This is a genomic window from Nocardia donostiensis (genome assembly GCF_002081715.1).
GTDB lineage: Bacteria > Actinomycetota > Actinomycetes > Mycobacteriales > Mycobacteriaceae > Nocardia > Nocardia donostiensis.
The window spans coordinates 1-23,657 of record NZ_MUKP01000027.1 but is presented as its reverse complement, the minus strand read 5'-3'; the positions used below and the strand labels follow the sequence as shown (position 1 = coordinate 23,657).

The window sequence follows — 23,657 nt, the reverse complement described above, 5'->3', positions numbered from 1 at the left end:
CACGAGCCGAGTCATGGGTGGGGCGGTCGTTCGCGACCGCCCCACCCATGTGTCCTGGGAGAGGATTGGGTGTGGCCGGGGAGACCGAAGGCAAGGACAGCAGATCCGATCGGGCGGACTTCGGTCCCTCACCTGGCGCGGCCGGGCAGTCGTTCTCCGATTTCGGGCCTGCAGATTCGGGGTTCGGGCCCGCCGATTCGGCGTTCGGTGCGGGCGATGCGCAATTCGGCCCGGGCGACGACGACTCCCAGGCGCTGTGGCGGCCCGAGCCCGCGCCGGAGAATCCGGAGCTGACCTGGCGGCCCGCTTCGGAAACCCCGCCGGAACCGCCCGCCACCGTGCCCCCGCCGCCCCCGCAGTACCGCGCGCCGGACAGCACGTTCCCGGAGATGTCGATACCGCAGCAGCGTCCCGCCGACGACTCGCGTACCGTGCGGCATTCGGTAGCACCTGAGGAAAATCTGACCGTCCGGCACCCGGTCGACGACCGCACGGTGCGCCACTCCCAGCCCGACCGGAATCAGCCCGAGGCCGGTCCTGCTGCGGGTCGTCAGGCCGACGACCTCGACACCTGGTGGAACCGCCCCACCTCGTCCGGCGGTATGCCTGCCTCGCCGAAAACCGTAGGCTCTGCCGGGGCGGACAAGGATCCTGCTGGTTTGTCATGGGCCGATGACCCGATCGCGCGGCGGCTCACTCCGCAATCGGTGACCGAAGCCCTGGCACGTCCGCAACGCCGGAAACGGTCGAACGGTCGCCTGATCGCGATCGGTGGTGTAGTGGTCACCGCGGCCGTCGTTATCGGGTCGATCGTGCTGCTGACCAGCGGTGGAGAACCAGGGACACCGGCGCCGCCCGATACCACCAGCGCAGCGTTGAGCTGCCCGGCCAGCCAGGACGGCAAGGTGACGGTGGGCAACGGCGCGGGCGACACCGATAGCGGTCCCGGCGCGATCCTCGGCTTCCAGCACGCGTTCTACGTTGACCGCAACGGCCAGAAGGCACGCGAGTTCGTGGCCCCTGATGCGGAGAACATCTCCTCGGCGGAGGTGATCCAGGCCGCCATCGACGAGCAGATCCCGAAGGGGACGACGCACTGTATGCGGATCACCGAACGTGCTACCGACACCTTCGATGTGGATCTGACCGAACACCGGCCGGATGGTACGACCACGGTGTATCGGCAGACGGTGACCACAGCCCAGCGTGACGGCAAGACGCAGCTTTTCTCCATCGGCCAGCGATAAATCTCAATATTTGAGAAACAATTTCACATCCTGGTAAGCGTATGCGACAGTGGGATTACGTGCTTTCCGCGTAATCCCTGGAGCTTCCATGACCCAGCTCAGCCCGCCGCTGGCCGCGAAGGTGGCCGGTCTCACCAGTTCGGCCATTCGTGACCTGCTGAAACTCACCGCCCGAGGCGATATCGTCAGCCTCGCGGGCGGACTGCCCGACGCCGAATTGATGCCCGGCGAACGCATCGCGCGCGCGGCCGATTCTGCGCTGCGCGGTACCGGAAGCCTGCAATACACCGAATCACCCGGCTGGGGGCCGCTGCGCGCGGTGCTCGCCGAACGCGAAACGGCGCGGCTCGGCCGGACCGTCGGGGTGAACGAGGTGTTCGTCACCCACGGCTCCCAGCAGGCGCTGTCGCTGCTGGCCGAGGTGCTGCTCGACCCGGGCGCCCTGGTGGTGGTCGAAGACCCGGCCTATGTGGGTGCGTTGCAGGCCTTCCGCGCCGCGGGCGCGCGCATCGTTGCGGTGCCGATGGACGCCGACGGACTGCGTGTCGATCTGCTCACCGAACTGCTCGAACGCGGCGAACGACCCGCAGTGGTGCATACGGTGAGCAATTTCCACAATCCGGGCGGGGTGACCATGAGCCCGGCCCGGCGCCGCGAACTGGCGGTGCTCGCCGAAACCCACGGCTTCTGGGTGATCGAGGACGACCCCTACGGTGAGCTGTGGTTCGACCGGCCCGCCCCGGAACCGGTGGCGGTGTATTCGCCGCAGGTGATCCGGCTGTCGAGTGCGTCGAAGATTCTGGCACCCACCCTGCGTGTCGGCTGGATGGTTGCGCCAGCGCACGTCTGCCGCGCCGTGGAACTGCTCAAACAGGGCGCCGACCTGTGCGGTTCCGCGCTGACCCAACAGATCACCACCGAACTGCTCGCCGACACCGACTGGCTCACCGCCCATATCGGCACCGTCCGTGCCGCGTACGCCGAACGTGCCAAGGCGCTGACGCATTCGGTGCGCACCAGGCTCGGCGACCGCATGACCTGCAGCAAAGCCGCCGGTGGCATGTTCGTCTGGGCCGCCTTCACCGACGGAACCGATACCGGTGCGCTGCTTCCGAAAGCGCTGGATGCAGGCGTCGCCTACGTGCCAGGACAAGCATTCGCCGTGGAATCCGCCTACCCGAACGCCCTGCGCATGTGCTTCACCACGTCCAGTCCCAGCGCCCTCGACGAGGCGATCGCCCGCCTGGCACGAGTCAGCGAGTAACTCAATCGGCCCAGTGGTAGGTGCGCTCCACCGCTTTGTTCCAGGCGTCGATATGGGATTTGCGTTCGGGCTCGGGCATGGCCGGCTGCCAGGTTTTGTCGGCGGACCAGTTCGCGCGGATATCGTCGGTGCCCGACCAGTAGCCGACAGCGAGCCCGGCGGCGTAGGCGGCGCCGAGCGCGGTGGTTTCGTTCACCATCGGACGCACCACCGGCAGGTCGAGGATATCGGCCTGGAACTGCATGAGCAGATCATTGCCGACCATGCCGCCGTCCACCTTGAGCTCGCTCAACTCCAGGTCCAGCCGCTCGGACTCGGCGTCGGCGCGCATGGCGTCCATCACCTCACGGGTCTGGTAGGCGGTCGATTCCAGCACCGCGCGAGCGAGATGGCCTTTGTTCACGAAACGGGTGAGACCGGCGATCACACCCCGCGCGTCCGGCCGCCAGCGCGGGGCGAACAAGCCGGAGAACGCCGGGACGATATAGGCGCCGCCGTTGTCGGCCACGCTGCGCGCCAGCGGTTCGATCTCGCCGGCCTCGGAAATGATGCCGAGGTTGTCGCGGAACCACTGCACCAGGGCGCCGGTGACCGCGATCGAACCCTCCAGTGCGTACACCGCCGGTTCGTCGCCGAGCCGGTAGCACACGGTGGTGAGCAGACCGTGTTTGCTCACCACCGGCGTGGTCCCGGTATTGAGCAGCATGAAATTGCCCGTGCCGTAGGTGTTCTTGGCATCCCCGGGGGACAGGCACGCCTGCCCGAAGGTGGCGGCCTGCTGATCGCCGAGGATGCCGGCAACCGGAACACCAGCCAGCGGACCGCTGGTGATTTCCGCGTAAACCTGTGAGGAGCTGCGAATCTGCGGCAGCATCGCCATGGGCACACCGAACTCGGCGCAGATCTGTTCGTCCCACTGCTGGGTGCGCAGATCCATGAGCATGGTGCGCGAGGCGTTGGTCACATCGGTGATGTGCTGCCCGGTCAGATTCCACAGCACCCAGCTGTCGATGGTGCCGAAACACAGTTCGCCTGCCTCGGCCCGTTCCCGTGCCCCGTCGACGTGGTCGAGGATCCAGCGCAGTTTCGGCCCGGAGAAGTAGGTGGACAGCGGCAGTCCGGTGCGGTCCTGGTAGCGTCCGCTGCCGATATCGCCACCGAGTTCGGTGCACAGCCGGTCGGTACGGGTGTCCTGCCAGACGATCGCGTTGTGGATCGGCGCACCGGTGGACCGCTCCCACACCACGGTGGTTTCGCGCTGATTGGTGACGCCGACGGCGGCGATCTCCCCGGCTTCGATTCCGTTCTCCGACAAGGCTGCACCCAGCACTAATGCGGTGTTGCGCCATAGGGTTTCGGGGTCGTGCTCGACCCAGCCGGGGCGAGGGAACAGCTGCTCGTGCTCGCGTTGGGAGATCCCGGCGACGCGGCCCTGCCGGTCGAAGACGATGCACCTGCTCGAGGTCGTGCCCTGGTCGATAGCGGCCACATAGCGACGCATTCGTGCAGGCTACCGGACAGCGGTGCCCGGCGGCCCGGTTAGCCGGGAGCCTTGGGGCCGTACGGCAACCAGCGGCGGCACCCGACCCCCGAGCGCGCGAGGACACCGGCCTGCGGAAGTTTCCGCATAGTGTGTACGGGAACAGCTCGAACGTGATGATCACGACGTCGGCGACCGCATCGGCACAAGGAGTCGAGCCATGACCAAGAAGCCGGAATCGCAGTTTCTGGGGCCGGACCAGCGCCGTACCGCCTGGGAGCGGTTCGGTAAGGAACATTTCGATGTGATCGTCGTCGGCGGTGGGGTGGTCGGTGCGGGTATTGCACTGGACGCCGCCACCCGGGGTTTGCGAGTCGCGCTGGTGGAGGCTCGCGATCTGGCCTCGGGTACCTCCAGCCGGTCGTCGAAGATGTTCCACGGCGGCCTGCGTTATCTGGAGCAGCTCGAGTTCGGCCTGGTCAGGGAGGCGCTCAAGGAACGTGAGCTGTCGATGTCGACATTGGCTCCGCATCTGGTCAAACCGCTGCGCTTCCTGTACCCGCTGACCCGGCGGGGGTGGGAACGGCCGTACGTGGCGTCGGGTCTGCTGCTCTACGACACCATGGGTGGCGCCAAGTCGGTGCCCGGTCAGCGGCATCTGACCCGCCACGGTGCGTTGCGGCTGGCGCCCGGTATGCGGCGCGATTCGATGATCGGCGGTATCAGCTACTACGACACAGTTGTCGACGATGCCCGCCACACCATGACCGTGGCCCGCACCGCCGCCCATTACGGTGCGGTGATCCGGACCTCGACGCAAGTTGTCGGGTTCCTGCGGGAGGCCGACCGGGTGGTCGGGGTGAAGGTGCGCGACAGCGAGGACGGTCGTACCGCGGAGGTGCGTGCGCATGTGGTGATCAACGCGACCGGGGTGTGGACCGATGAGATCCAGGCGTTGTCGCAACAGCGGGGCCGGTTCCATGTCCGGGCGTCCAAGGGGGTGCATATCGTGGTGCCGCGCGACCGTATCGTCAGCGACGCCGCGATCATCCTGCGCACGGCGACTTCGGTGCTGTTCGTCATCCCGTGGGGCGCGCACTGGATCATCGGCACCACCGATACCGAGTGGAATCTCGATCTCGCCCATCCCGCCGCGACCAAGGCCGACATCGACTATCTGCTGGAGCGGGTCAACCAAGTGCTGGTCACGCCGCTCACCCACAGCGATATAGACGGCGTGTACGCGGGGCTGCGTCCATTGCTGGCGGGGGAGAGCGACGATACGTCGAAGTTGTCACGTGAGCATGCTGTGGCGCGGATAGCTCCGGGTCTGGTGGCGATCGCGGGCGGTAAGTACACCACCTACCGGGTGATGGCCTACGACGCTGTCGACGAGGCGGCGCAGGATATTCCGGCCCGGGTGTCGCCGTCGATCACCGAGAAGGTGCCGTTGCTCGGTGCGGACGGCTATTTCGCGCTGGTCAATCAGACGGTGCAGCTGGCCGAGGAGTACGGGGTGCACCCGTACCGGGTCAAACATCTGCTCGACCGCTACGGTTCGCTGATCGACGAGGTTGTGGCCATGGCCGCCGACCGGCCCGATCTGTTGCAGCCGATCGCAGAGGCGCCGTCGTATTTGCAGGTGGAGGCGGTTTACGCGGCCGCGGCCGAGGGCGCCCTTCACCTGGACGACATCCTGGCCCGGCGCACCCGCATCTCTATCGAGTACGCGCACCGGGGTGCGGACTGCGCCGAGCAGGTGGCGCGGCTGGTCGCACCGGTACTGGGCTGGGACGAGGCGGAGATCGATCACGAGGTCCGCACCTATCTGGCGCGGGTGAACGCCGAGATCCGCTCCCAGACGCAACCGGACGACGCCTCCGCCGATGCGCTACGCGTCGCCGCGCCCGAACCGCGTCCGGAGATCCTGGAACCCGTTCCCACCGAAGGCTGACCGGGCCCCCCTTGATATGCAAGCATTTACTTGCATATAGTGGTCGTGGTGGGTGATGTGTACAAGGCGATCGCCGATCCGACTCGGCGGGCAATCCTCGACGAATTGACCGACCGGGACGGGCAGACGCTGTTCGAGCTGTGTTCCCGGCTGACCATGAAGCATGGACTGAGCTCGTCGCGGCAGGCGATATCGCAGCATCTCGAGCTGCTGGCCGACGCCGGTCTCGTCCGCACCACCCGGCAAGGCAGAACCAAGCTCCACTCCATCGACCCCGAACCGCTGCGCGGGATCACCGATCGATGGCTGGGGCACGACCGGAAGGAACACTGATGCGGATCACAGTGACCAGTGTCTTTGTCGATGACCAGCGCAAGGCATTGCAGTTCTACACCGAGGTACTCGGCTTCGTGAAGAAGAACGATATCCCACTCGGGGACGCGAGCTGGCTGACCGTCGTCTCGCCGGAGGACCCCGACGGCGTCGAACTCCTGCTCGAACCCGACGGGCACCCCGTCGTCGGCCCGTACAAGCAAGGGCTGCGCGCCGACGGCATTCCGTGCACGTCCTTCACCGTCGAGGATGTGCACGCCGAGTACGAACGGCTGCGCGGGCTCGGCGTCACCTTCACCCAGGAACCGACGACGATGGGTGAGGTCACCGTCGCGGTGTTCGACGACACCTGCGGGAACCTCGTGCAGATCGCGGGCGCACCCGGCTGACCCGCCGGACTCGGTGGCCACCTTCTCGGCGGCGCACAGGCTTGCAGCCGACCACCGACCGGTTATGGCGACCGGTCTAGTGAACGATGGAGAGCGGGCTCGGTGAGGTGGTGGCCGGTAGGAGCGGAGCGGAGGGGACAGGTTTGTTGCCGCCGGTCGAGCCTTGGTGTAGCAGCAGGTAGCAGAACACGGCAGTGGCAAGCGTGGCGAGCGCCGCGATGAGCAACTTGCCGCCGAGGGCGGCCAGCCGGGCCGTCCGAGGGGTCATAATGGGCCTGCTTCACATGGGTGGATCGACGCGCAATACATCGGGCGTATCGTCTGCTCCCGTCTCCGCATTAGCACGATGAACAAGCACATCACAGATTGGAGTCGTGGACGGCGCCGCCGGATCCCCGGCTGATGAGCTCAGCGCGTCGGCCGCTGGCAGCGGGGACAGAAATAGATGCCGCGCTCGCGGTGACTGATCCGGTCGGATGCGGGTACCGTCTCGCCGAGCATCTCCACCCGCAGCGTGACGCCGCAGCGTGGGCAGGGCCGCCGGGACTTCCCGTAGACGAACGGACGCCACGGCGGTTGATGCGCCGCTGTATGCAACACCCGATGCGCCTCGTTCACCAGAGCAAGCAGATCGGGCACCGCGTGCACAGGAGTGTCGGGGTGCACCTTGCGCAGGAAACAGATTTCGCTGCGATAGATATTGCCGATCCCGGCCAGGTTGCGCTGGTCGAGCAGCGCGGTACCGATCGCCTGCTCAGGGTCCTGTTCCAGCCGGCGCACCGCCTCCGCCGGGTCCCAGCCCGGCCCGAGCACATCGGGCCCGAGATGGTCGATGACGGTGTGCTCGTCCGCGCGGCGCAGTACGGTGACCGTGCCCAGCGAGAAACCGACCGCCTCGACCTCCTCGGTGGCGAGCACCAGCCGGGCCGCGACGCGAGGTTTGGTCCAGCGCTGACCGCAGGGGAACACCCGCCAACTGCCCTCCATGTGCAAATGCGTGTGCACGCTGACCGTTTCGGTGCGGATGAACAGGTGTTTGCCGTAGCTGCCGACGCTGTCCACGGATTGGCCGCGCAGGTCGAGGGCGGCATAACGCGGAACCCGGAAATCGCTGCGCGACAGCGTCTTACCGGCGAGCGATGCCCGCAGCCTGCCCGCGGTGCGGAACACTGTGTCACCCTCGGGCATTGCGCAGGCCCCTCACCCCAGCACGGAATGGACGGAAACCCGCCGCTGGGAAGGTACAGCGGCCACCTCCGCGACGGGCTCGGCGTACGGCAACGCCTACCGTCGCCGGCGGGCGAGTTGCCCGCACGTGTCTCGGCTCCCGGTGCGCGGTGTCCGGCAGGCAGGCGGTGGGACCGGCTTGTGCGACGTAGCAGAACCTGGCCGCGCCTACTCGGGACTGCCCGGCGTTGCGTCTCGGAGCCGGGCGGCGCTTTCCATGCGGTCGCGGTACAGCGGACGCGTTCGCTCGAGGGCCTGCGATGCTCAAGGCCGACCTCGCAACCGCAAGCCGCGCGGTGTGGCGGAGAAACCGGAGTCGGACAGGAAAGAGGCGAAGGTGTTGCCGTGCACCGTGTCTCCGTCGATCCGGTCGATGACCAGTGAATCGACGCGGCGGGTGTGCACCAGCGCGGCCAGAGCATCGGCGGCGGCGCGGCGGGCAGTGTCGTCTTCGGTGAAGGTGAGCAGGGTTTTACCGCCGCGCTCCAGGTACAGCACCAGCTCACCGGCGACCAGCACCACTAGCGCACCTGCCTTGCGGCCGGGACGGTGCCCGGAGCCGCCGCTGGTTTTCGGCCAGGGCAGCGCCGCACCGTACGGGTTGGCGGGGTCGCAGGCCGCCAGCGCGAGCGCGCTACCCGCCTGGGCGGTGTCTTCATCGCGAACCCGGTCGCCCTCGAAGGAACGTAGCCGATCGACCACCTCGGTGGTGGAGAACTGCGCGCCACCGAGCGAGTCCACGAAATAGCCGCGGCGGCAGCGCCCACGGTCCTCGAATTCGCTCAAGACCCGGTACATCAGCGCGAACCCGCCCACAACGCCCTCGCTCTGCACCGACCCCCTGGTCAGCACCCCATAGCGTTCCAGCAGCAGATCGGCCGTGGCGTGAGCGCGGATCGTATTGTCGGTCAGCCGCTCCGGTAGCAGGGACCAGCGTCCGGCTACCGTCGGCGGCCCGGATCTGGTCGGCATGGACGGCCGCGGCAGATAGGCGCGACCCCGCGGGGCGCGGCGCGGTGTGCGATGCGCCGTCGGCGTCCGCGTCGTCCCCGACAGCCGCGCCCGCACCGGTGCGAAAGTATCGCCCGAAACGGAACCAGCCCACACCAGATCCCACAGTGCCGCCGCCACCCGCGCATCGTCCAAAATGCCTGTGGCATCTGCGAGTTGACGGAAGAAGTACGCGCCACCCCCGTGCAGCACCGAGGGCAGCTGCACCTGCTCCACTTCCGGCGCTACGGCGGCCACGGGGGCATCGGGCGTGGAAGCCCATTGCGGTATCACGGCGCCGAGCGCGGTGAGCAGTCGCAAATGAGTTTCGGTGAGTTCGATGTCGTCAGAGGGCGGGAGCGTGGTGGGGGACTGGTCGGCGAGGTGCAGGGCGATCCAGCCGTCTTTGGCGTTGATAGCGCCGTGGCCGGACCAGCGCACCTCGCCGGTGGCCATCAGCTCGTCGAGCATGGCAGGGGAGTAGTCCGCGACTCGCACGGGCAGGACCAGCGACTCCCAGGCCGACGCCGGGATCGGAACTCCGGCCAGCTGTTCCACTACGGCGGCGACGCCATCGATACCCCGCAGTTCGCCACTGCCGATGTGCTGCCAATCCGGTAGGAAACGCCCGAACGCGGCCACCGATACCGGTTCGACCTCATGCCGGGCCGCGGCCAGGCTGCGCTGGCGCAGCCTACGCAGCACCTGGGTGTCACACCATTCGGACCCGGCCGCCGCCGGTGTGAATTCGCCCTGTACGACTCGCTTTTCCGAGGCCAGCCGATGCAGGGCGTCCGCGGCCACGGCGGTGCCGAGACCGAATCGCTGCGCCACGGCAGACGTGCCGAACGGGCCATGCGTGCGCGCGTACCGGCCGACGAGGTCGCCGAGCGGGTCGGCAACCGGTTCGATGAATGCCGCCGGAACCCCCATCGGCAGCGGCACCCCGAGCGCGTCGCGCAAGCGGGAGGCATCCTCGATAGCCACCCACCAGCTGCGTCCCGCGTACGAGACTTCCAGCGCGCGCTGCGCCTGCCGCAGCTCGGCGAACCATTCCGACGGATCGTCACGGCAGCGTTGCGCGGCTTCGGCGGCAGTCAGTGGGCCGAGTAGGCGCAGCAGATCGGCGAGGCCCTCGGCGTCGCGGGCGTGCCGCTGCGGGGTCAGCCGCTGCAATTCGTGTTCGGTCTGCTCGATGATCTGCGCATCGAGCAGTTCCCGCAGTTCGACCCGGCCGAGTAGTTCGGCGAGCAGCCCAGAATCCAGCGATAGCGCCGCCGCCCGCCGTTCGGCCAGCGGACTGTCCCCGTCGTACATGAACTGGCCGATGTAGTCGAACAGCAAAGCGTTCGCGAACGGGGACGGGGTGGCCGTCTCCACTTCCACCACCCGCACCTGCCTGCGCGCCACCCGCTCCAGCAGCTCCCGCAGCGCGGGCAGATCGTAGACATCGCGCAGGCATTCGCGCACCGTCTCCAGCAGGATCGGGAAATCGGGGAACTTGCGCGCCACATCCAGCAACTGCGCCGACCGCTGCCGCTGCTGCCACAGCGGGGCGCGGCGGCCCGGGTCGCGGCGCGGCAGCAGCAGTGCCCGCGCGGCGCATTCGCGGAACCGGGACGCAAACAGTGCCGATCCGCCGACCTGCTCGGTGACCAGATCGTCGATTTCGTCCGGTGCGAAGACGAACAGTTCCGCACCGGGTGGATCGTCGGTGGTGTCGGGCAGCCGGACCACGATCCCGTCGTCGGAGGCGTTGGCCACCGCGTCGATCTCGAAGCGCTCGCGTAGCCGGGCGCCGACGGCCAGCGCCCACGCGGCGTGCACCGGCATCCCGTACGGTGAGTGCAGTACCAGCCGCCAGTCGCCCAGTTCGTCGCGGAAACGTTCCACGAGCAGTGTGCGGTCGGTGGGTAGCCTGCCGGTCGCGGTGCGCTGTTCGTCGAGTAGCGCGGTGAGGTTGGTGACGGCGTTGTCGTCGAGACCCGCCGCGCCGGTGAGCTTCGCGAACACCTCGCCGTCGCTGTCGGCGCGAGCGGCTTCCTGGCCTGCCCGGCGGATGAACTCGCCCAGTGCCGCGCCCAGCTCCGCGGGCCTGCCGAGCCCGTCGCCGTGCCAGAACGGTAACCGTCCCGGCTGCCCGAACGCGGGAGTGACCAGCACTCGATCGTAGGTGATCTCCTCGATCCGCCAGCTGGTCGCCCCGAGCGCGAACACATCGCCGACGCGGGACTCGTAGACCATCTCCTCGTCGAGTTCGCCGACTCGGGAGGCTTTTTCACCCATCATGTACACCGCGAACATGCCGCGGTCGGGGATCGCGCCGCCGGAGGTGACCGCGAGCCGCTGCGCTCCAGGTCTGCCGGTGAGGGTGCCCGCGTCGCGATCCCAGACCAGCCGCGGCCGCAGTTCGGCGAACTCGTCGGACGGGTATCGCCCGGAAAGCAGGTCGAGCACGGATTCATAGGACGAGCGCGGCAGCGCCGCATAGCTGCCGGTGGCGCGTACTGTGTCGAACCAGGCGTCCACGTCGAGGGTGTCTAGGGCGCAGGCGGCGACGGTCTGCTGCGCCAGAATGTCCAGCGGATGGACGGGAATGCGGATCGCCTCGATCTGGCCGGTGCGCATGCGCTGTACCGCCACCGCGCAACCGATGACGTCGGCGCGGTGCTTCGGGAACAGCACCCCGCGCGATATCTCACCCACCTGATGTCCCGCGCGCCCGATCCGCTGCAACCCGCTGGCCACCGACGGTGGCGCCGCCACCTGCACCACCAGATCCACCGCACCCATATCGATACCGAGCTCGAGGCTGCTGGTAGCGACCACGCAGCGCAGCCGCCCACTTTTCAGATCATCCTCGATGAGGGCGCGCTGCTCCTTGCTGACCGAACCATGATGGGCGCGAGCCAGCAGCGGGTCGGCACCGTGGGCGACCTCGGTGGACGGGCCGAGCTGGGCAGGCGGAGCGTGTTCGGTATCTATCGGGGCGCCGTGGCGTTCGGCGTAGGTTTCGTTGAGCCGGGCGGTGAGCCGTTCGGCGAGGCGGCGCGAATTGGCGAACACGATGGAGGAGCGATGCGCCAGGACCAGCTCGACGATGGCCTCGTCGACATGCGGCCAGATCGAGCCCGGCTGATCCGAGTCGCCCGTTTCGGTCATATCGGCGACCGGCACCCGCACCGACAGGTCGAAAGTTTTCGGCGCGGGTGGCGAGACAATGGTGATCGGGGCGTCGCCGACCAGGAACCGCCCCACCTCTTCCGGCGGCCGGACGGTGGCCGACAGGCCGATGCGCTGAGCCTGCCGCGCGGTGAGCTGATCGAGCCGGGCCAGCGACAGCGCCAGGTGCGCGCCCCGTTTGGAGCCCGCGATGGCGTGCACCTCGTCGACGATCACCGTCCGCACCCCGCGCAGCGTTTCCCGCGCGGCCGAGGTGAGCATCAGGAACAGCGATTCCGGGGTGGTGATCAGGATGTCCGGCGGGGTGCGCTGCATGGCGCGGCGCTCGTTCGCGCTGGTATCGCCGGACCGCACGCCGACGGTGATCTCCGGCGGCTGCAGGCCGAGCCGTTTCGCCGTGTGTCGCACCCCGACCAGCGGTGCCCGCAGATTGCGCTCCACATCCACCGCCAGCGCCTTGAGCGGGGAGATATAGAGCACCGAGGTCCCGCCGTTGTCCGGCCGGTTCCCGGTGGCGAGCTCATCGATCGCCCACAGGAACGCCGACAGCGTCTTACCCGACCCGGTTGGTGCGACAACCAGCGTGTGTTCGCCTGCCGCGATCGCCCGCCACGCCCCCTCCTGGGCTGCTGTCGGCGCAGTGAAAGCACCGTCGAACCATTCCCGGGTGGCGGTGGAGAACTGGGCCATGCCCTCAGTGTGCACTTGTCCACCGACAGACCCACGCATCCGTTGTCTTCGGCGTCCACACGCGGTGATATGGCACTATCCATGACGGCCCGGCGGGCTGCTGACAACCCCGGCCCGGGTCGAAGGCTGAGCAGACCGGGCTGACCGAATCGTCGGCAGGCGGGATCACCTCCTACGGATATCGGCCCCCTGAGCCGCACATGTCCGACGTGCTCGAACTCGACCTGGTCGGCCCTTGCGTAGGGGAGCGCTCCCCGCCGGCAGGCTGTTCTCCGGGGCAGGTCGTACTGCGTTTGCCGGGTGGTTTTCTGCGCGGGTCGGGTGTGCTCACCTCACCGGCACTTATCCGAACCGGATGCCTTGAGCCAGCGGCAGCTCGTCGGAGTAGTTGATCGTGTTGGTGGCGCGGCGCATATAGGCCTTCCACGCGTCGGAGCCGGATTCGCGGCCGCCGCCGGTGTGCTTCTCCCCGCCGAACGCGCCGCCGATCTCCGCGCCGGAGGTGCCGATATTGACGTTGGCGATACCGCAATCGGAGCCTTCGGCGGCGAGGAAGCGTTCGGCTTCGCGCTGATCGGTGGTGAATACGGCCGACGACAGACCCTGCGGTACCGCATTGTGCAGTTCGATCGCGGCGTCGAAACCGCGGTAGGTGAGCACATAGAGGATCGGCGCGAAGGTTTCCTCCCGCACGATCGCGGTCTGCGCAGGCATTCGCACGATCGCCGGACGCACATAGAACGCTTCGTCGCCGAACCCGTCCACGCGTTCACCGCCGCAGAGCAGTTCCCCGCCGTCGGCGATGGCGCGGGCGATGGCGGCGCGCATCCGCTCGTAGGCGTGGCCGTCGAGCAGCGGACCGATCAGGACATCGCGTTCGAGCGGATTGCCGACGCGCAGCTGCAGATACGCCTTTTCGAGCTGGTACAGCATCGGCCCCGCGATATCGGCGTGCACGATGAGCCGTCGCAATGTGGTGCAGCGCTGCCCTGCGGTGCCTGCGGCGGCGAAGACGATGGCCCGTGCGGCGAGTTCCACATCCGCCGACGGGGTGACGATCGCGCCGTTGTTGCCGCCCAGTTCCAGCAGGCAGCGCCCGAATCGGGCCGCCACCCGCGGTGCAACCGCCCGGCCCATCGGCACCGACCCGGTGGCGCTGAGCAATGCGACCCGTTCGTCGTCGACGAGCCTGGCGCCGACCTCGGCGTCGCCGAGCAGCAGTTGATGGATCTGCGGGTCGGCGCCCACCTCATGGGCGGCCCGGCGCAGCAGGGTGTGGCAGGCCAGGGCGGTCAGCGGGGTGCGTTCCGATGGTTTCCAGACCACGGTGTTGCCGCACACCAACGCTATGGCGGTGTTCCACGACCACACCGCGACCGGAAAGTTGAATGCCGAGACGACGCCGACGACCCCGAGCGGATGCCAGGTCTCCATCAGCCTGTGCCCTGGCCGTTCCGAGGGCATGGTGCGGCCGTAGAGCTGCCGGGAAAGCCCGACGGCGAATTCGCAGATATCGATCATCTCCTGCACTTCGCCCGCGGCTTCCGCGCCGATCTTGCCCGTCTCCAGCGTCACCAGTTCGGCAAGTTCGGCGTGGTGCAAGCTCAGCAGTTCGGCGAGCCTGCGCACCACTGCGGCGCGCTGCGGTGCGGGGACACTGCGCCAGGTGCGGAAAGCGGTTGCGGCCCGTTCGATTGCCTGATCGGCATCGGCGACGGTGTCGGCGCGCAGGGTGCCCAGCTGGTCGCCGGTGATCGGTGTCCGCGCCACCAGGGTGCCTGGTTTCGGTGCCGCTGCGCCGATACCGCGCAAGAGCGCGTCGGCGCGCTCGGGCAGCTGCCGGATGGAATGTTCGCTGAGCAGTCGTGTCATCCGATACTCCGCTCTGTTGTCCGTACCGGACAGCGTTCCGGTTGCGGAATGGACGATTACAAGTGCGATTCACCAGCCGCGGTCGCTGCGTTAGCCTTCGCTGATGGCGGAAACACCGGCAAGACCAGTACTCGACGATATCGATCGCCTGCTGATCCGGGAGCTGATGGCTGATGGGAGAGCCACGCTGTCGAATCTGGCGGAGAAGGCGAGCCTGTCGGTATCCGCCGTGCAGTCGCGGGTGCGCAGGCTGGAGGCGCGCGGGGTGATCCGGGGGTACACGGCAAAGGTGGACCACGAGGCGCTGGGGCAATTGCTGTCGGCTTTCGTGGCGATCACTCCTCTCGACCCGTCCCAACCCGATGATGCGCCCGCATTGTTGCAGCACATACCCGGAATCGAGGCGTGCCACTCGGTAGCAGGTGACGAGAGTTACGTGCTGCTGGTCCGGGTGGCCTCGCCGCGACACCTCGAGCAGTTGCTCCAGGAGATCAGAGCGACTGCCAATGTGCGTACCCGGAGCACCATCATCCTGCAGACATTCTATGACAGGTAACGTTTAGCAGAAATTACTGCGCTTTATGGTGGAGTAAACGCAAATTTTTTCGTACCCTTCGGGTGTGACCATCGAATTGGAGCGTCCCGGCGCGGGCGATGCCCCGGATGTCACGGTCATCCCCGCCACCCGCGTGCACGAGATCTTGTCGGCGAGCATCCTCGCCGATGGCTTCGACCTGGTTCTGGACCTGCGCAACTCGCGCGGGTGCCAGTTGATCGACGAACGAGACGGCACCGCCTACCTGGACATGTTCGGCTTCTTCGGTTCCAGCGCCCTGGGCATGAACCATCCAGCCCTGGCCGCCGACGAATCTTTCCGCGCCGAACTGGCCACCGCTGCGATCAACAAACCGAGCAACTCCGATATCTACACCGTCGCAATGGCCCGGTTCGTCGACACCTTCGTGCGGGTGCTCGGCGATCCGCGGTTACCGCATCTGTTCTTCATCGACGGCGGTGCGCTCGCCGTGGAAAACGCGCTCAAGATCGCCTTCGACTGGAAGAGCAGGCACAACGAAAGTCACGGGCGCACCGCGCGTTCGGGCGGCAAGGTGCTGCACTTGACCGGCGCGTTCCACGGCCGCACCGGATACACCATGTCGCTGACCAACACCGAGCCGGTGAAAACCGCGCGTTTCCCGATATTCGACTGGCCGCGTATCGACACCCCGTACCTGGCCGACGGCCGCGATATCGTTGCCGCCGAACGCGCCGCCCTCGACCAGGCTGCTCGTGCCTTCGCCGAAAACCCGCACGAGATCGCTTGTTTCATTGCCGAACCGATCCAGGGCGAAGGCGGCGACCGGCATCTGCGCCCCGAGTTCCTGCAGGCGATGCAGCAGCTGTGCCACGACAACGACGCGCTGTTCGTGCTGGACGAGGTGCAGACCGGCGTCGGCATGACCGGGACCGCCTGGACTTACCAGCAGCTCGGGCTCCAACCGGATGTGGTCGCGTTCGGCAAGAAGACCCAGGTGTGCGGGGTGATGGCGGGCGGACGCGTCGACGAGGTCCGCGACAATGTGTTCGCTGTGAGTTCCCGGCTCAACTCCACCTGGGGCGGCAACCTCACCGATATGGTGCGCACCCGCCGGATCCTGGAAGTCATCGAACGCGACGGGCTGATCCAGGCATCCCGGCCGCTCGGCGCCCACCTGCTGGAGCGGCTCGCCGAACTGGCGCGCAGGCGGCCCGCGATCACCGAGCCACGCGGACGCGGCCTGATGTGCGCGGTCACCCTACCCGACACCCTGGCTCGTGATGAGGTGCTGACCCGGTTGCGTGAACGCGAACGGGTGCTGGCGCTGGGGACCGGAGAGCGCGGTATCCGGTTCCGGCCGCCGCTGATCGTCGGTATCGACGAATTGGACGCTGCCGTCGACGCGCTCGATCACGTACTCGATGACCTCGATTGATACCGGTTGCGTATTGCTCGGCGTGGGTCGGCGTGTGTAGCGCCGCGGCGACCTAGGCTTCGCATCCATGTCATACCGTCTTCACCACACCCAGCCGTCGGGGTCGCGCGTGAATCGGCGAACGGCACTGTTACGCGCATGCGTCGTCTCCGTCGCGGTATGCCTCACCGGATGCTCCGTGAGCGAAGCAGGCTCGGTCGGGGAGGAGCCTGCCCCGTCGGCGGCTCCGCCACCCCATCTGGCGACACTGCTCCCCGGAATGCCGCCGCCGCTGTCGCCGACCGATATCTACGCGGCGAACCGGAAGCTCAGCCCGGCCGTATCCGAGCACCGGGAGCTGGTCTACGTCCCCAACAGTGAATCCAACACGGTGTCTGTTATCGATCCGAAAACCTTCCAGGTGATCGACACCTTCTCCTCCGGCGGCGAGGAACCCCAGCACGTAGTGCCGTCGTATGACCTGCAGACCCTGTACGTCACCAACGATCTGCCGATCGGCGGCGGCAGCCTGATGCCGATCGACCCGCGTACCGGCCGTCCGGGCGCGCCGTTCCCGGTACGCGACCCCTACAACATGTATTACACCCCCGACGGGAAGTACGCCCTGGTCGTCGCCGAGGCGGATAAGTCGCTGGACTTCTACGACCCGCGCACCTGGGAGAAGAAGCACGCGCTGCCGGTACCCGACTGCGCGGGCGTCGACCATATGGACTTCACCGCCGACGGTCGCTTCGCCCTGGCCAGCTGCGAGTTCATCGGCCGCATGCTGGTCTTCGACGTCGCCGAACGTAAACAGGTGAAGCTGATCGACCTGCCGGGCGGGCGGTCGGGTAAACCGCAGGACGTGAAACTGTCCCCGGACGGGCGCACCTTCTACGTCGCCGATATGACCGCAGGTGGCATCTACCTCTTCGACGCCCTGACCTTCGAGAACACTGGTTTCGTCCCCACCGGCGATGGGGCGCACGGACTGTATGTGACCCGTGACTCCACACAGATGCTCATCACCAACCGGCACGAGGGCAGCATCTCGATCTGGGATTTCAGGGAAGACAAGCTGGTCGGTGAATGGTGGATACCGGGCGGTGGCAGCCCCGATATGGGCAATATTTCCGCCGACGGCCGGACTTTCTGGGTCGCGGGACGCCACCACAGCGAGGTGTACGCCATCGATATCGTCGAATGGAAGCTGCTGGCCCGTATCCCGGTGGGAGCCGGGCCGCACGGCTTGACGATCTGGCCGCAACCGGGTCGCTACTCCACCGGGCACACCGGCGTGATGCGCTGAATCGGTCCTACGTTCACACCTGGGAGACGATGGGACGCAGCCCGAGCGCACCTGCGGTGAAGCGGTGTACCGCGGCGAGCCCCTCCGTCAGTGCTTTCTCGTAGCCAGGACGGGACCAGCCGGTGATTTCGGCAGCGCCGTCCCCTGTGGGGACGACCCAGATTTCGGCGACCAGTTCCGCGGTGGTCGGCTCGCATACCGCCCAGGAGAACCGGGTTTCGTCGTCCCATGCAGCCCTGCGTCGCCGCACGTAATAGGGATCGGTGATCCCACAGGCGGCGAGGGCGGGTCGGTCGTCGACGCGTTCGTCGGCCCGCAATGCGCGCAGATACCATGATCCCGCGTTGATCTCGATCGGTTCCATTCGGTCTCCCCTGACTGGTCGAGCGGGCTGGGCGGCCCTGCCTTGTTTCGGTGGCCGCTCACACCGTAGCGTTCGTTCTTCCCGGCACAGGGAAGCCCCAATTTTTTTGTGCGCCGTTGCACAACGTACCGTTAGGTAACGGCATATATGTCGTTCGTCACGCCGGCCGTCAGGTGGGTAGTGGCCGCCACTCGAACGACGAAAGTAGGTGACTATGTCTCCGGATGTGATCGGTTTCGCCCTTCTCCTCATCGGCGTGCTGATGCTTATTTCCAAGATCATCAGAGTGAAATGGCGGTTGGCGCAGAAGCTGTTCATCCCCAGTTCCATCCTCGGCGGCGGGCTGGCGTTGCTGATCGGCCCCGACATCTTCGGGCGCATCGCCTCCGCTCTCGGCACCGACCGGTTCGCCGAATCAGGCTTGTTCACCCCGGAGATTCTCGAGGTGTGGAAGGCTCTGCCCGGCCTGCTCATCTCCCTCGTATTCGCTGGTCTGCTGATGGGGCACAAACTGCCCTCACCCAAAGAGGCGTTCAAGGTCGCCGGGCCGCAGATCGCCTTCGGTATGACAGTGGCCAGTGGTCAGTACGTTTTCGGCCTGCTGCTGGCGATCCTGATCCTCGGCCCGGTATTCGGGTTGCCTGCGATGGCCGGAACGTTGATCGAAATCGGCTTCGAAGGTGGCCACGGCACCGCGGCCGGGATGGCAGGCATCTTCACCGAGTTCAACTTCCCGGAGGGGCAGGACTTGGCGCTGGGCCTGGCCACAGTCGGCATCCTGTCCGGCATCATCTGCGGTATCGCGGTCATCAACTGGGGGGTGCGCAAAGGCCACACCGAAGAGTTGAAGGTGAACGCGTCGCCATCGGTGACCGAACAAGCAGGTCTGGTGGAGAAAGAGCAGCGCCGCTCGGCCGGGACGCTCACCGTCAATCCGTCTTCGATCGAACCGCTCACCCTGCATTTCGGTCTGCTCGCGGTGGCCGTGGTGATCGGCTGGCTCATCCTGTCCGGGCTGCAGTGGGTCGAAGCCAAGCTGTGGGCGAGCAGTTTCGAACTCTTCGCCCATGTCCCGCTGTTCCCGATCGCGATGATCGGCGGCATCGTCGTGCAGATCGCGATCCAGGCGTTCGACAAGGACGAAATCGTCGACGTGCAGCTCATCGAGCGGATTCAAGGCTTCAGCCTCGACGTGCTGGTGATCGCGGCGCTCGGAACGCTGTCGCTGCAGGCGATCGCGGCAAACTTCTGGCCCTTCCTGCTGCTGGCGATCACCGGCCTCGTCTGGACCCTGGGGGCGTTCTTGTTCCTGGCCCGGCGGATGCTGCCCGACTTCTGGTTCGAGCGCGGTATCGCCGATCTCGGCCAGGCCATGGGCGTCACCTCCACCGGGCTGATCCTCCTGCGGGTCGTCGACCCCGACCTGAAGACCCCGGCCTACCAGGCATTCGGTTACAAGCAGCTGATCCTGGAGCCGTTCTTCGGCGGCGGCCTGGTTACTGCGGGCGCGATACCGATCATCGTGAACTTCGGTGTCGGCTGGTTGTTCGCGGGCATGCTGGCATTGTTCGTGGGCATGCTCGCGGCGGGCCTGCTCTACTTCGGTCGACAAAAAGCGCCTGACCGAGCGTCTGCCGTCAAGGTCTCCTGACCGCCTGGTCCGAGCGGCGCAGCACAGTCGAGCGACCCATGGTCGCCATGTGCTGCGCCGCTCGGCGTTCGGTAGGGGAGGTCACACTGCACGACCACAGGTGGGCGGACTAAGGTCGAAAGGCAAGTCGGCGCATTCTGTTTCGTGCTCTGAGCTGGTATTTCGAGCCGATCAGTAACCGCGGACCGTCAATGGCGACTGGGAAGGGGCCCGTTATGGGGCAGACCCGTCTGGGTCGGTACCGGCTCGATCGCCTGCTCGGTAAGGGCGGGATGGGCGAGGTCTGGCTGGCGTTCGACACCGCGACCGCACGCCGGGTGGTGCTGAAGTTGCTGCCCATCGAACTCGCCGGAGACCAGACGTACCGCAAACGTTTCGGGCGGGAAGCCGAACTGGCCGCGCGGCTGCGCGACCCGCATATCGTGCCCATCCACACCCACGGGGACATCGATGGCCGCCTGTTCATCGAGATGGAATTCATCGAGGGCCTCGATCTGGCGCGACTGCTTCGCCGCGACGGCCCGCTGCCACCGGCGCAGGCCGTGGATATCGTCGCCCAGACCGCCGCGGCGCTCGACGCGGCGCATCGAGCCGGGCTCGTCCACCGGGATGTCAAACCGTCCAATATCGTGGTCCGGCCCGACGGGTTCGCCTATCTGATCGATTTCGGTATCGCCTACGGTTCCGACGCCACCGCGGTCACTACGGCAGGCCTGGCCATCGGCACCTGGGCGTATATGGCTCCGGAACGGTTCACCGGCCGCGCTGATGCCCGCTCCGACGTCTACTCGCTGGGCTGCGTCCTCTACGAATGCCTGACCGGCGCCCGCCCCTTCGGCGACACCGACCCCGCCCAGCAGATGCACGCCCATCTCACCACCGATCCACCCAGCGTGCACCGAGCCGCTCCGGAGGTCGCCCCGGCGCTGGACGCAGTCATCGCCCGCGCGCTGGCCAAAGATCCGGACGAGCGTTACGCCACCGCGGGAGAATTTGCGCATGCTGCCCGGGCAGCGCAGGCGGGCAACATGTCGGACACTGCGAGCAGCCCCCTTACCCAGCGCCTTCCTGGGCCAGGCTCTGCACAACTGGACGATCGCCCGTCTGATATCGGGGAAGCCCGCTCGATTGGTGCTGGTCACGGTGTCCTGCCGCCGACCAAGCGCTTTCCCGAACCTGGGTCTGGGCAATCGGCTGATCGTCCGTCCGACGGCGGGGAAGTCCGTTCTACCAGTGTTGGGCACAGCGTTCTGCCATCCACCAGGCACCTTCCCGGGCCTGGCTACGCGCGCACGGCCGCGTATACCCGTGTCGAGACCGGGTTACCGCTGGCGGGAGCCGGCGAGGGGCGGTCAGGGCGGGAGCTGCCGGATTCCGCAGCGCCGCGTCTGCCGGTGCCGCAGAGCGGTGCGCAGGTCGCGCCGGGGGGCCCGGGACCTTACGGTCCGCAGAGATGGCTGGGGCGGCTGCCTGGGGCGCGGGGAGTCGCTTACCGTTTTCCTGGAGGCTACGGCGCGCCTGGGCCGTACCCGGCTGGACCGGGGCAGCGGCGCGTGGTGTTCTCCGGGAGGCGACCGCGCCGGGTTCCGGTGGCGGTGCCACCCCGGCGCAGGAAGAAGACGGCGGGCAAAGTATTCGGTGCACTGCTCGTGATCTTGCTGGCGCCGTGCGTTTTCGGTGCGGGATGTTTCGCGGTGCTCGCGGCGAATTCCGACGATGCGAAGGTGGAGTTCCGGGCGGGCGACCCGGGGGTGGCGCAGCCGGGTCTCGGCGATCCGGTGCGGGACGGGAAGCTGGAATTCGTGGTGACGAAGGTGGAAACCGGGATCGCTATGGTCGGGGTGGAACGGGCCGAGGGCGCGTTCACCGTGATCGGTATGACTGTCCGCAATATCTCCGCGGAGCCGAAAACCTATCTGCCGCTGGGGCAGCAGCTCTACGACACAGCAGGCCGCCGCTACGACCCCGACGTCACCGCCACCGCCCAGCGCGCTGCCACTGCCGCCGCGCCGACAACCCTGCAGCCCGGTGAATCCACCGCCACTCACCTGGTCTTCGGTGTGCCAGTCGATTCGGTTCCCGCCCACCTCACCGTCCGCGACTTTCCGCTGTCACAGGGCACCCGGGCGCCGCTGCGCTAACTGTCACCGCACCACGCGTTCCGTTGCCCCGTATTGCCGCTGCCGTCGGTGCTCCTGAGGCGGACAGCCACCGGACGCGGATAGGCGAACGCGGGACAGCGTGGTGCTCATCGCCGTTGGCTCGGCTGTACCGTCGGCTATCGTGTCACGCGTGCCCGCATGCCTGTGGGAATCGGTGAAAAGGGCGTCCACCTCAGCTCTTCCAGGCGGTGCACCATCCGCTGGGATACCTGCCGTGAGCGCTGCCGCCCTCGATGACGAGCGTCGGTCGATGGCCGTCGGATACGACGCGATCGCAGACGACCGCGCAACCACAGGGTAGAGCTGATCGCCCTGACCAGACACGACAGGGCGGGCGCAGATACCGTGTCCTGCGCCCGCCCGCGAGCCGGTATTCACCTGTTACCGACCGGATTCACCTAGTGTCGGATCACAGGCCTCCGCTGGTTCGCCGCGATTATTTGATCTCGGCGAGAACCGTTCCCTGGGTGATGGCCGAGCCCGCCGCGACATTCAGGCCGGTGACCACACCCGCCTTGTGCGCATTGACCGGGTTCTCCATCTTCATCGCCTCTAGCACCAGAATCAGGTCGCCCGCCTCGACGGTCTGCCCCTCCTCGACCGCCACCTTGACGACGGTGCCCTGCATGGGTGCGGTGATCGCGTCACCGGAGGCGGCCCCGCCGCCCGCACCGCCACGCTTACGCGGCTTCGGCTTCTTGCGGACCACACCCACAGCGGAACCGTTGGCGCTGCCGCCGCCCATGGTGAACTGGCCGGGCAGCGACACCTCGACCCGGCGGCCGCCGACCTCGACGACAACCTTCTGGCGCGGCTGCTCCTCGTCGTCGGCCGCAGGTGCCTCACCGGTGTAGGGCTCGATGGTGTTCTTCCACTCGGTTTCGATCCACTTGGTGTAGACATCGAACTTCTGGCCGTCGCCGATGAACGCCGGGTCCTCGACGATCGCCCGGTGGAACGGGAGAACGGTGGCCAAGCCCGCCACTTCGAACTCGGCGAGCGCGCGCCGGGCACGCTCCAGCGCCTGGGTGCGGTTCTCGCCGGTGACGATCAGCTTGGCCAGCATCGAGTCGAACTGGCCGCCGATCACGCTGCCCTGCACCACACCGGAGTCGACACGCACACCGGGGCCGGTCGGCTCCTTGTAGACGGTCACCGGGCCGGGGGCGGGCAAGAAGTTGCGACCCGCGTCCTCGCCGTTGATGCGGAACTCGAACGAGTGCCCGCGCGGCGTCGGATCCTCCTTGATCTCCAGCTCCTCGCCGTTGGCGATGCGGAACTGCTGGCGCACCAGGTCGATGCCCGCGGTTTCCTCGGTGACCGGATGCTCGACCTGCAGCCGGGTGTTCACCTCGAGGAACGACACGGTATCGCCCTGGACCAGGTATTCGACCGTGCCTGCACCGTAGTAGCCCGCTTCACGGCAGATGGCCTTGGCCGAGGCGTGGATCTTGGCCCGCTGCTCGTCGGTGAGGAACGGTGCGGGTGCTTCCTCCACCAGCTTCTGGAAGCGGCGCTGCAGCGAGCAGTCACGGGTGCCTGCGACCACGACATTGCCGTGCTTGTCGGCGATGACCTGCGCCTCGACGT

The 23,657-nt window shown here is 67.2% G+C and carries 17 protein-coding genes; 10 read left to right on the top strand and 7 right to left on the bottom strand.

From position 1 onward, the window contains the following. Positions 1-71 precede the first annotated feature (71 nt). Both B0T44_RS17545 and B0T44_RS17540 read left to right on the top strand, forming a co-directional pair. A complete protein-coding gene (locus B0T44_RS17545; RefSeq protein WP_254854228.1) occupies positions 72-1,247 on the top strand; it encodes a DUF8176 domain-containing protein in 1,176 nt (391 codons plus the stop codon). Between the two features lie 88 nt (positions 1,248-1,335). After that, positions 1,336-2,511 carry an aminotransferase-like domain-containing protein gene (locus B0T44_RS17540; protein ID WP_077119736.1) on the top strand — a complete coding sequence of 392 codons (1,176 nt, stop codon included), beginning with the start codon at positions 1,336-1,338 and terminating at the stop codon, positions 2,509-2,511. Between the two features lies 1 nt (position 2,512). On the opposite strand, the gene glpK is transcribed toward B0T44_RS17540, so the two are convergent. Then, entirely contained in the window at positions 2,513-4,012 is a 1,500-nt protein-coding gene (glpK, locus tag B0T44_RS17535; protein ID WP_077119734.1) for a glycerol kinase GlpK, read from the bottom strand. A 199-nt stretch (positions 4,013-4,211) separates the two neighbouring features. Here glpK and glpD point away from each other — a divergent pair, with 199 nt between their 5' ends. The 3 genes from glpD to B0T44_RS17520 are packed head-to-tail and all read left to right on the top strand — an operon-like array spanning position 4,212 to position 6,667. Beyond that, positions 4,212-5,945 (top strand): glycerol-3-phosphate dehydrogenase, encoded by a 1,734-nt coding sequence (gene glpD / locus B0T44_RS17530; protein ID WP_077119732.1) that lies wholly within the window; start codon positions 4,212-4,214, stop codon positions 5,943-5,945. Positions 5,946-5,993: 48 nt separating this feature from the next. Continuing rightward, on the top strand, positions 5,994-6,278 hold the full coding sequence (locus B0T44_RS17525; RefSeq protein ID WP_077119805.1) for an ArsR/SmtB family transcription factor: 285 nt from the start codon (positions 5,994-5,996) through the stop codon (positions 6,276-6,278). Next, on the top strand, positions 6,278-6,667 hold the full coding sequence (locus tag B0T44_RS17520) for a VOC family protein (protein WP_077119731.1): 390 nt from the start codon (positions 6,278-6,280) through the stop codon (positions 6,665-6,667). Before B0T44_RS17525 ends, B0T44_RS17520 begins: the two co-directional genes overlap by 1 nt. Before the next feature lie 76 nt (positions 6,668-6,743). Here the strand turns inward: B0T44_RS17520 and B0T44_RS17515 are convergent, their stop codons facing one another. From B0T44_RS17515 to amaB, 4 genes are all read right to left on the bottom strand, one after another. After that, positions 6,744-6,935, bottom strand: a complete 192-nt coding sequence (locus B0T44_RS17515; protein WP_077119729.1) for a hypothetical protein — start codon at positions 6,933-6,935, stop codon at positions 6,744-6,746. 140 nt (positions 6,936-7,075) lie between these two features. After that, on the bottom strand, positions 7,076-7,855 hold the full coding sequence (locus B0T44_RS17510; RefSeq protein ID WP_077119727.1) for a DNA-formamidopyrimidine glycosylase family protein: 780 nt from the start codon (positions 7,853-7,855) through the stop codon (positions 7,076-7,078). A gap of 303 nt (positions 7,856-8,158) precedes the next feature. After that, positions 8,159-12,757 carry an ATP-dependent helicase gene (locus B0T44_RS17505; protein ID WP_139347936.1) on the bottom strand — a complete coding sequence of 1,533 codons (4,599 nt, stop codon included), beginning with the start codon at positions 12,755-12,757 and terminating at the stop codon, positions 8,159-8,161. Between the two features lie 342 nt (positions 12,758-13,099). Continuing rightward, positions 13,100-14,629 (bottom strand): L-piperidine-6-carboxylate dehydrogenase, encoded by a 1,530-nt coding sequence (amaB, locus tag B0T44_RS17500; RefSeq protein WP_077119724.1) that lies wholly within the window; start codon positions 14,627-14,629, stop codon positions 13,100-13,102. Between the two features lie 103 nt (positions 14,630-14,732). Here amaB and B0T44_RS17495 point away from each other — a divergent pair, with 103 nt between their 5' ends. The 3 genes from B0T44_RS17495 to B0T44_RS17485 all read left to right on the top strand — a co-directional run bounded on the left by B0T44_RS17495 (position 14,733) and on the right by B0T44_RS17485 (position 17,890). After that, positions 14,733-15,185, top strand: a complete 453-nt coding sequence (locus B0T44_RS17495; RefSeq protein ID WP_077119722.1) for an Lrp/AsnC family transcriptional regulator — start codon at positions 14,733-14,735, stop codon at positions 15,183-15,185. A gap of 64 nt (positions 15,186-15,249) precedes the next feature. After that, a complete protein-coding gene (gene lat / locus B0T44_RS17490) occupies positions 15,250-16,602 on the top strand; it encodes an L-lysine 6-transaminase (RefSeq protein ID WP_081512250.1) in 1,353 nt (450 codons plus the stop codon). A 178-nt stretch (positions 16,603-16,780) separates the two neighbouring features. Further along, positions 16,781-17,890, top strand: coding sequence for a YVTN family beta-propeller repeat protein (locus B0T44_RS17485; protein WP_245839336.1), 1,110 nt, complete (start codon positions 16,781-16,783; stop codon positions 17,888-17,890). Positions 17,891-17,903: 13 nt separating this feature from the next. On the opposite strand, the gene B0T44_RS17480 is transcribed toward B0T44_RS17485, so the two are convergent. Next, positions 17,904-18,254 (bottom strand): hypothetical protein, encoded by a 351-nt coding sequence (locus tag B0T44_RS17480; RefSeq protein ID WP_077119718.1) that lies wholly within the window; start codon positions 18,252-18,254, stop codon positions 17,904-17,906. Positions 18,255-18,468: 214 nt separating this feature from the next. Here B0T44_RS17480 and B0T44_RS17475 point away from each other — a divergent pair, with 214 nt between their 5' ends. Both B0T44_RS17475 and B0T44_RS17470 read left to right on the top strand, forming a co-directional pair. Then, positions 18,469-19,905, top strand: coding sequence for a sodium/glutamate symporter (locus B0T44_RS17475; RefSeq protein ID WP_077119716.1), 1,437 nt, complete (start codon positions 18,469-18,471; stop codon positions 19,903-19,905). Between the two features lie 215 nt (positions 19,906-20,120). Further along, on the top strand, positions 20,121-22,046 hold the full coding sequence (locus tag B0T44_RS17470) for a serine/threonine-protein kinase (RefSeq protein WP_077119715.1): 1,926 nt from the start codon (positions 20,121-20,123) through the stop codon (positions 22,044-22,046). A 457-nt stretch (positions 22,047-22,503) separates the two neighbouring features. On the opposite strand, the gene B0T44_RS17465 is transcribed toward B0T44_RS17470, so the two are convergent. Further along, on the bottom strand, positions 22,504-23,657 hold a 1,154-nt coding region (locus B0T44_RS17465), incomplete at its 5' end, for an ATP-binding protein (RefSeq protein ID WP_139795329.1).

Excerpts from the sequence above, each read along its gene's own strand:
- glpK (WP_077119734.1), bottom strand. The coding sequence starts at position 4,012 with ATGCGTCGCTATGTGGCCGCTATCGACCAGGGCACGACCTCGAGCAGG.
- B0T44_RS17480 (WP_077119718.1), bottom strand. The coding sequence starts at position 18,254 with ATGGAACCGATCGAGATCAACGCGGGATCATGGTATCTGCGCGCATTG.
- B0T44_RS17520 (WP_077119731.1), top strand. The coding sequence starts at position 6,278 with ATGCGGATCACAGTGACCAGTGTCTTTGTCGATGACCAGCGCAAGGCA.
- B0T44_RS17515 (WP_077119729.1), bottom strand. The coding sequence starts at position 6,935 with ATGACCCCTCGGACGGCCCGGCTGGCCGCCCTCGGCGGCAAGTTGCTC.
- amaB (WP_077119724.1), bottom strand. The coding sequence starts at position 14,629 with ATGACACGACTGCTCAGCGAACATTCCATCCGGCAGCTGCCCGAGCGC.
- glpD (WP_077119732.1), top strand. The coding sequence starts at position 4,212 with ATGACCAAGAAGCCGGAATCGCAGTTTCTGGGGCCGGACCAGCGCCGT.
- B0T44_RS17475 (WP_077119716.1), top strand. The coding sequence starts at position 18,469 with ATGTCTCCGGATGTGATCGGTTTCGCCCTTCTCCTCATCGGCGTGCTG.
- B0T44_RS17470 (WP_077119715.1), top strand. The coding sequence starts at position 20,121 with ATGGGGCAGACCCGTCTGGGTCGGTACCGGCTCGATCGCCTGCTCGGT.
- B0T44_RS17495 (WP_077119722.1), top strand. The coding sequence starts at position 14,733 with ATGGCGGAAACACCGGCAAGACCAGTACTCGACGATATCGATCGCCTG.
- B0T44_RS17510 (WP_077119727.1), bottom strand. The coding sequence starts at position 7,855 with ATGCCCGAGGGTGACACAGTGTTCCGCACCGCGGGCAGGCTGCGGGCA.
- B0T44_RS17540 (WP_077119736.1), top strand. The coding sequence starts at position 1,336 with ATGACCCAGCTCAGCCCGCCGCTGGCCGCGAAGGTGGCCGGTCTCACC.
- B0T44_RS17505 (WP_139347936.1), bottom strand. The coding sequence starts at position 12,757 with ATGGCCCAGTTCTCCACCGCCACCCGGGAATGGTTCGACGGTGCTTTC.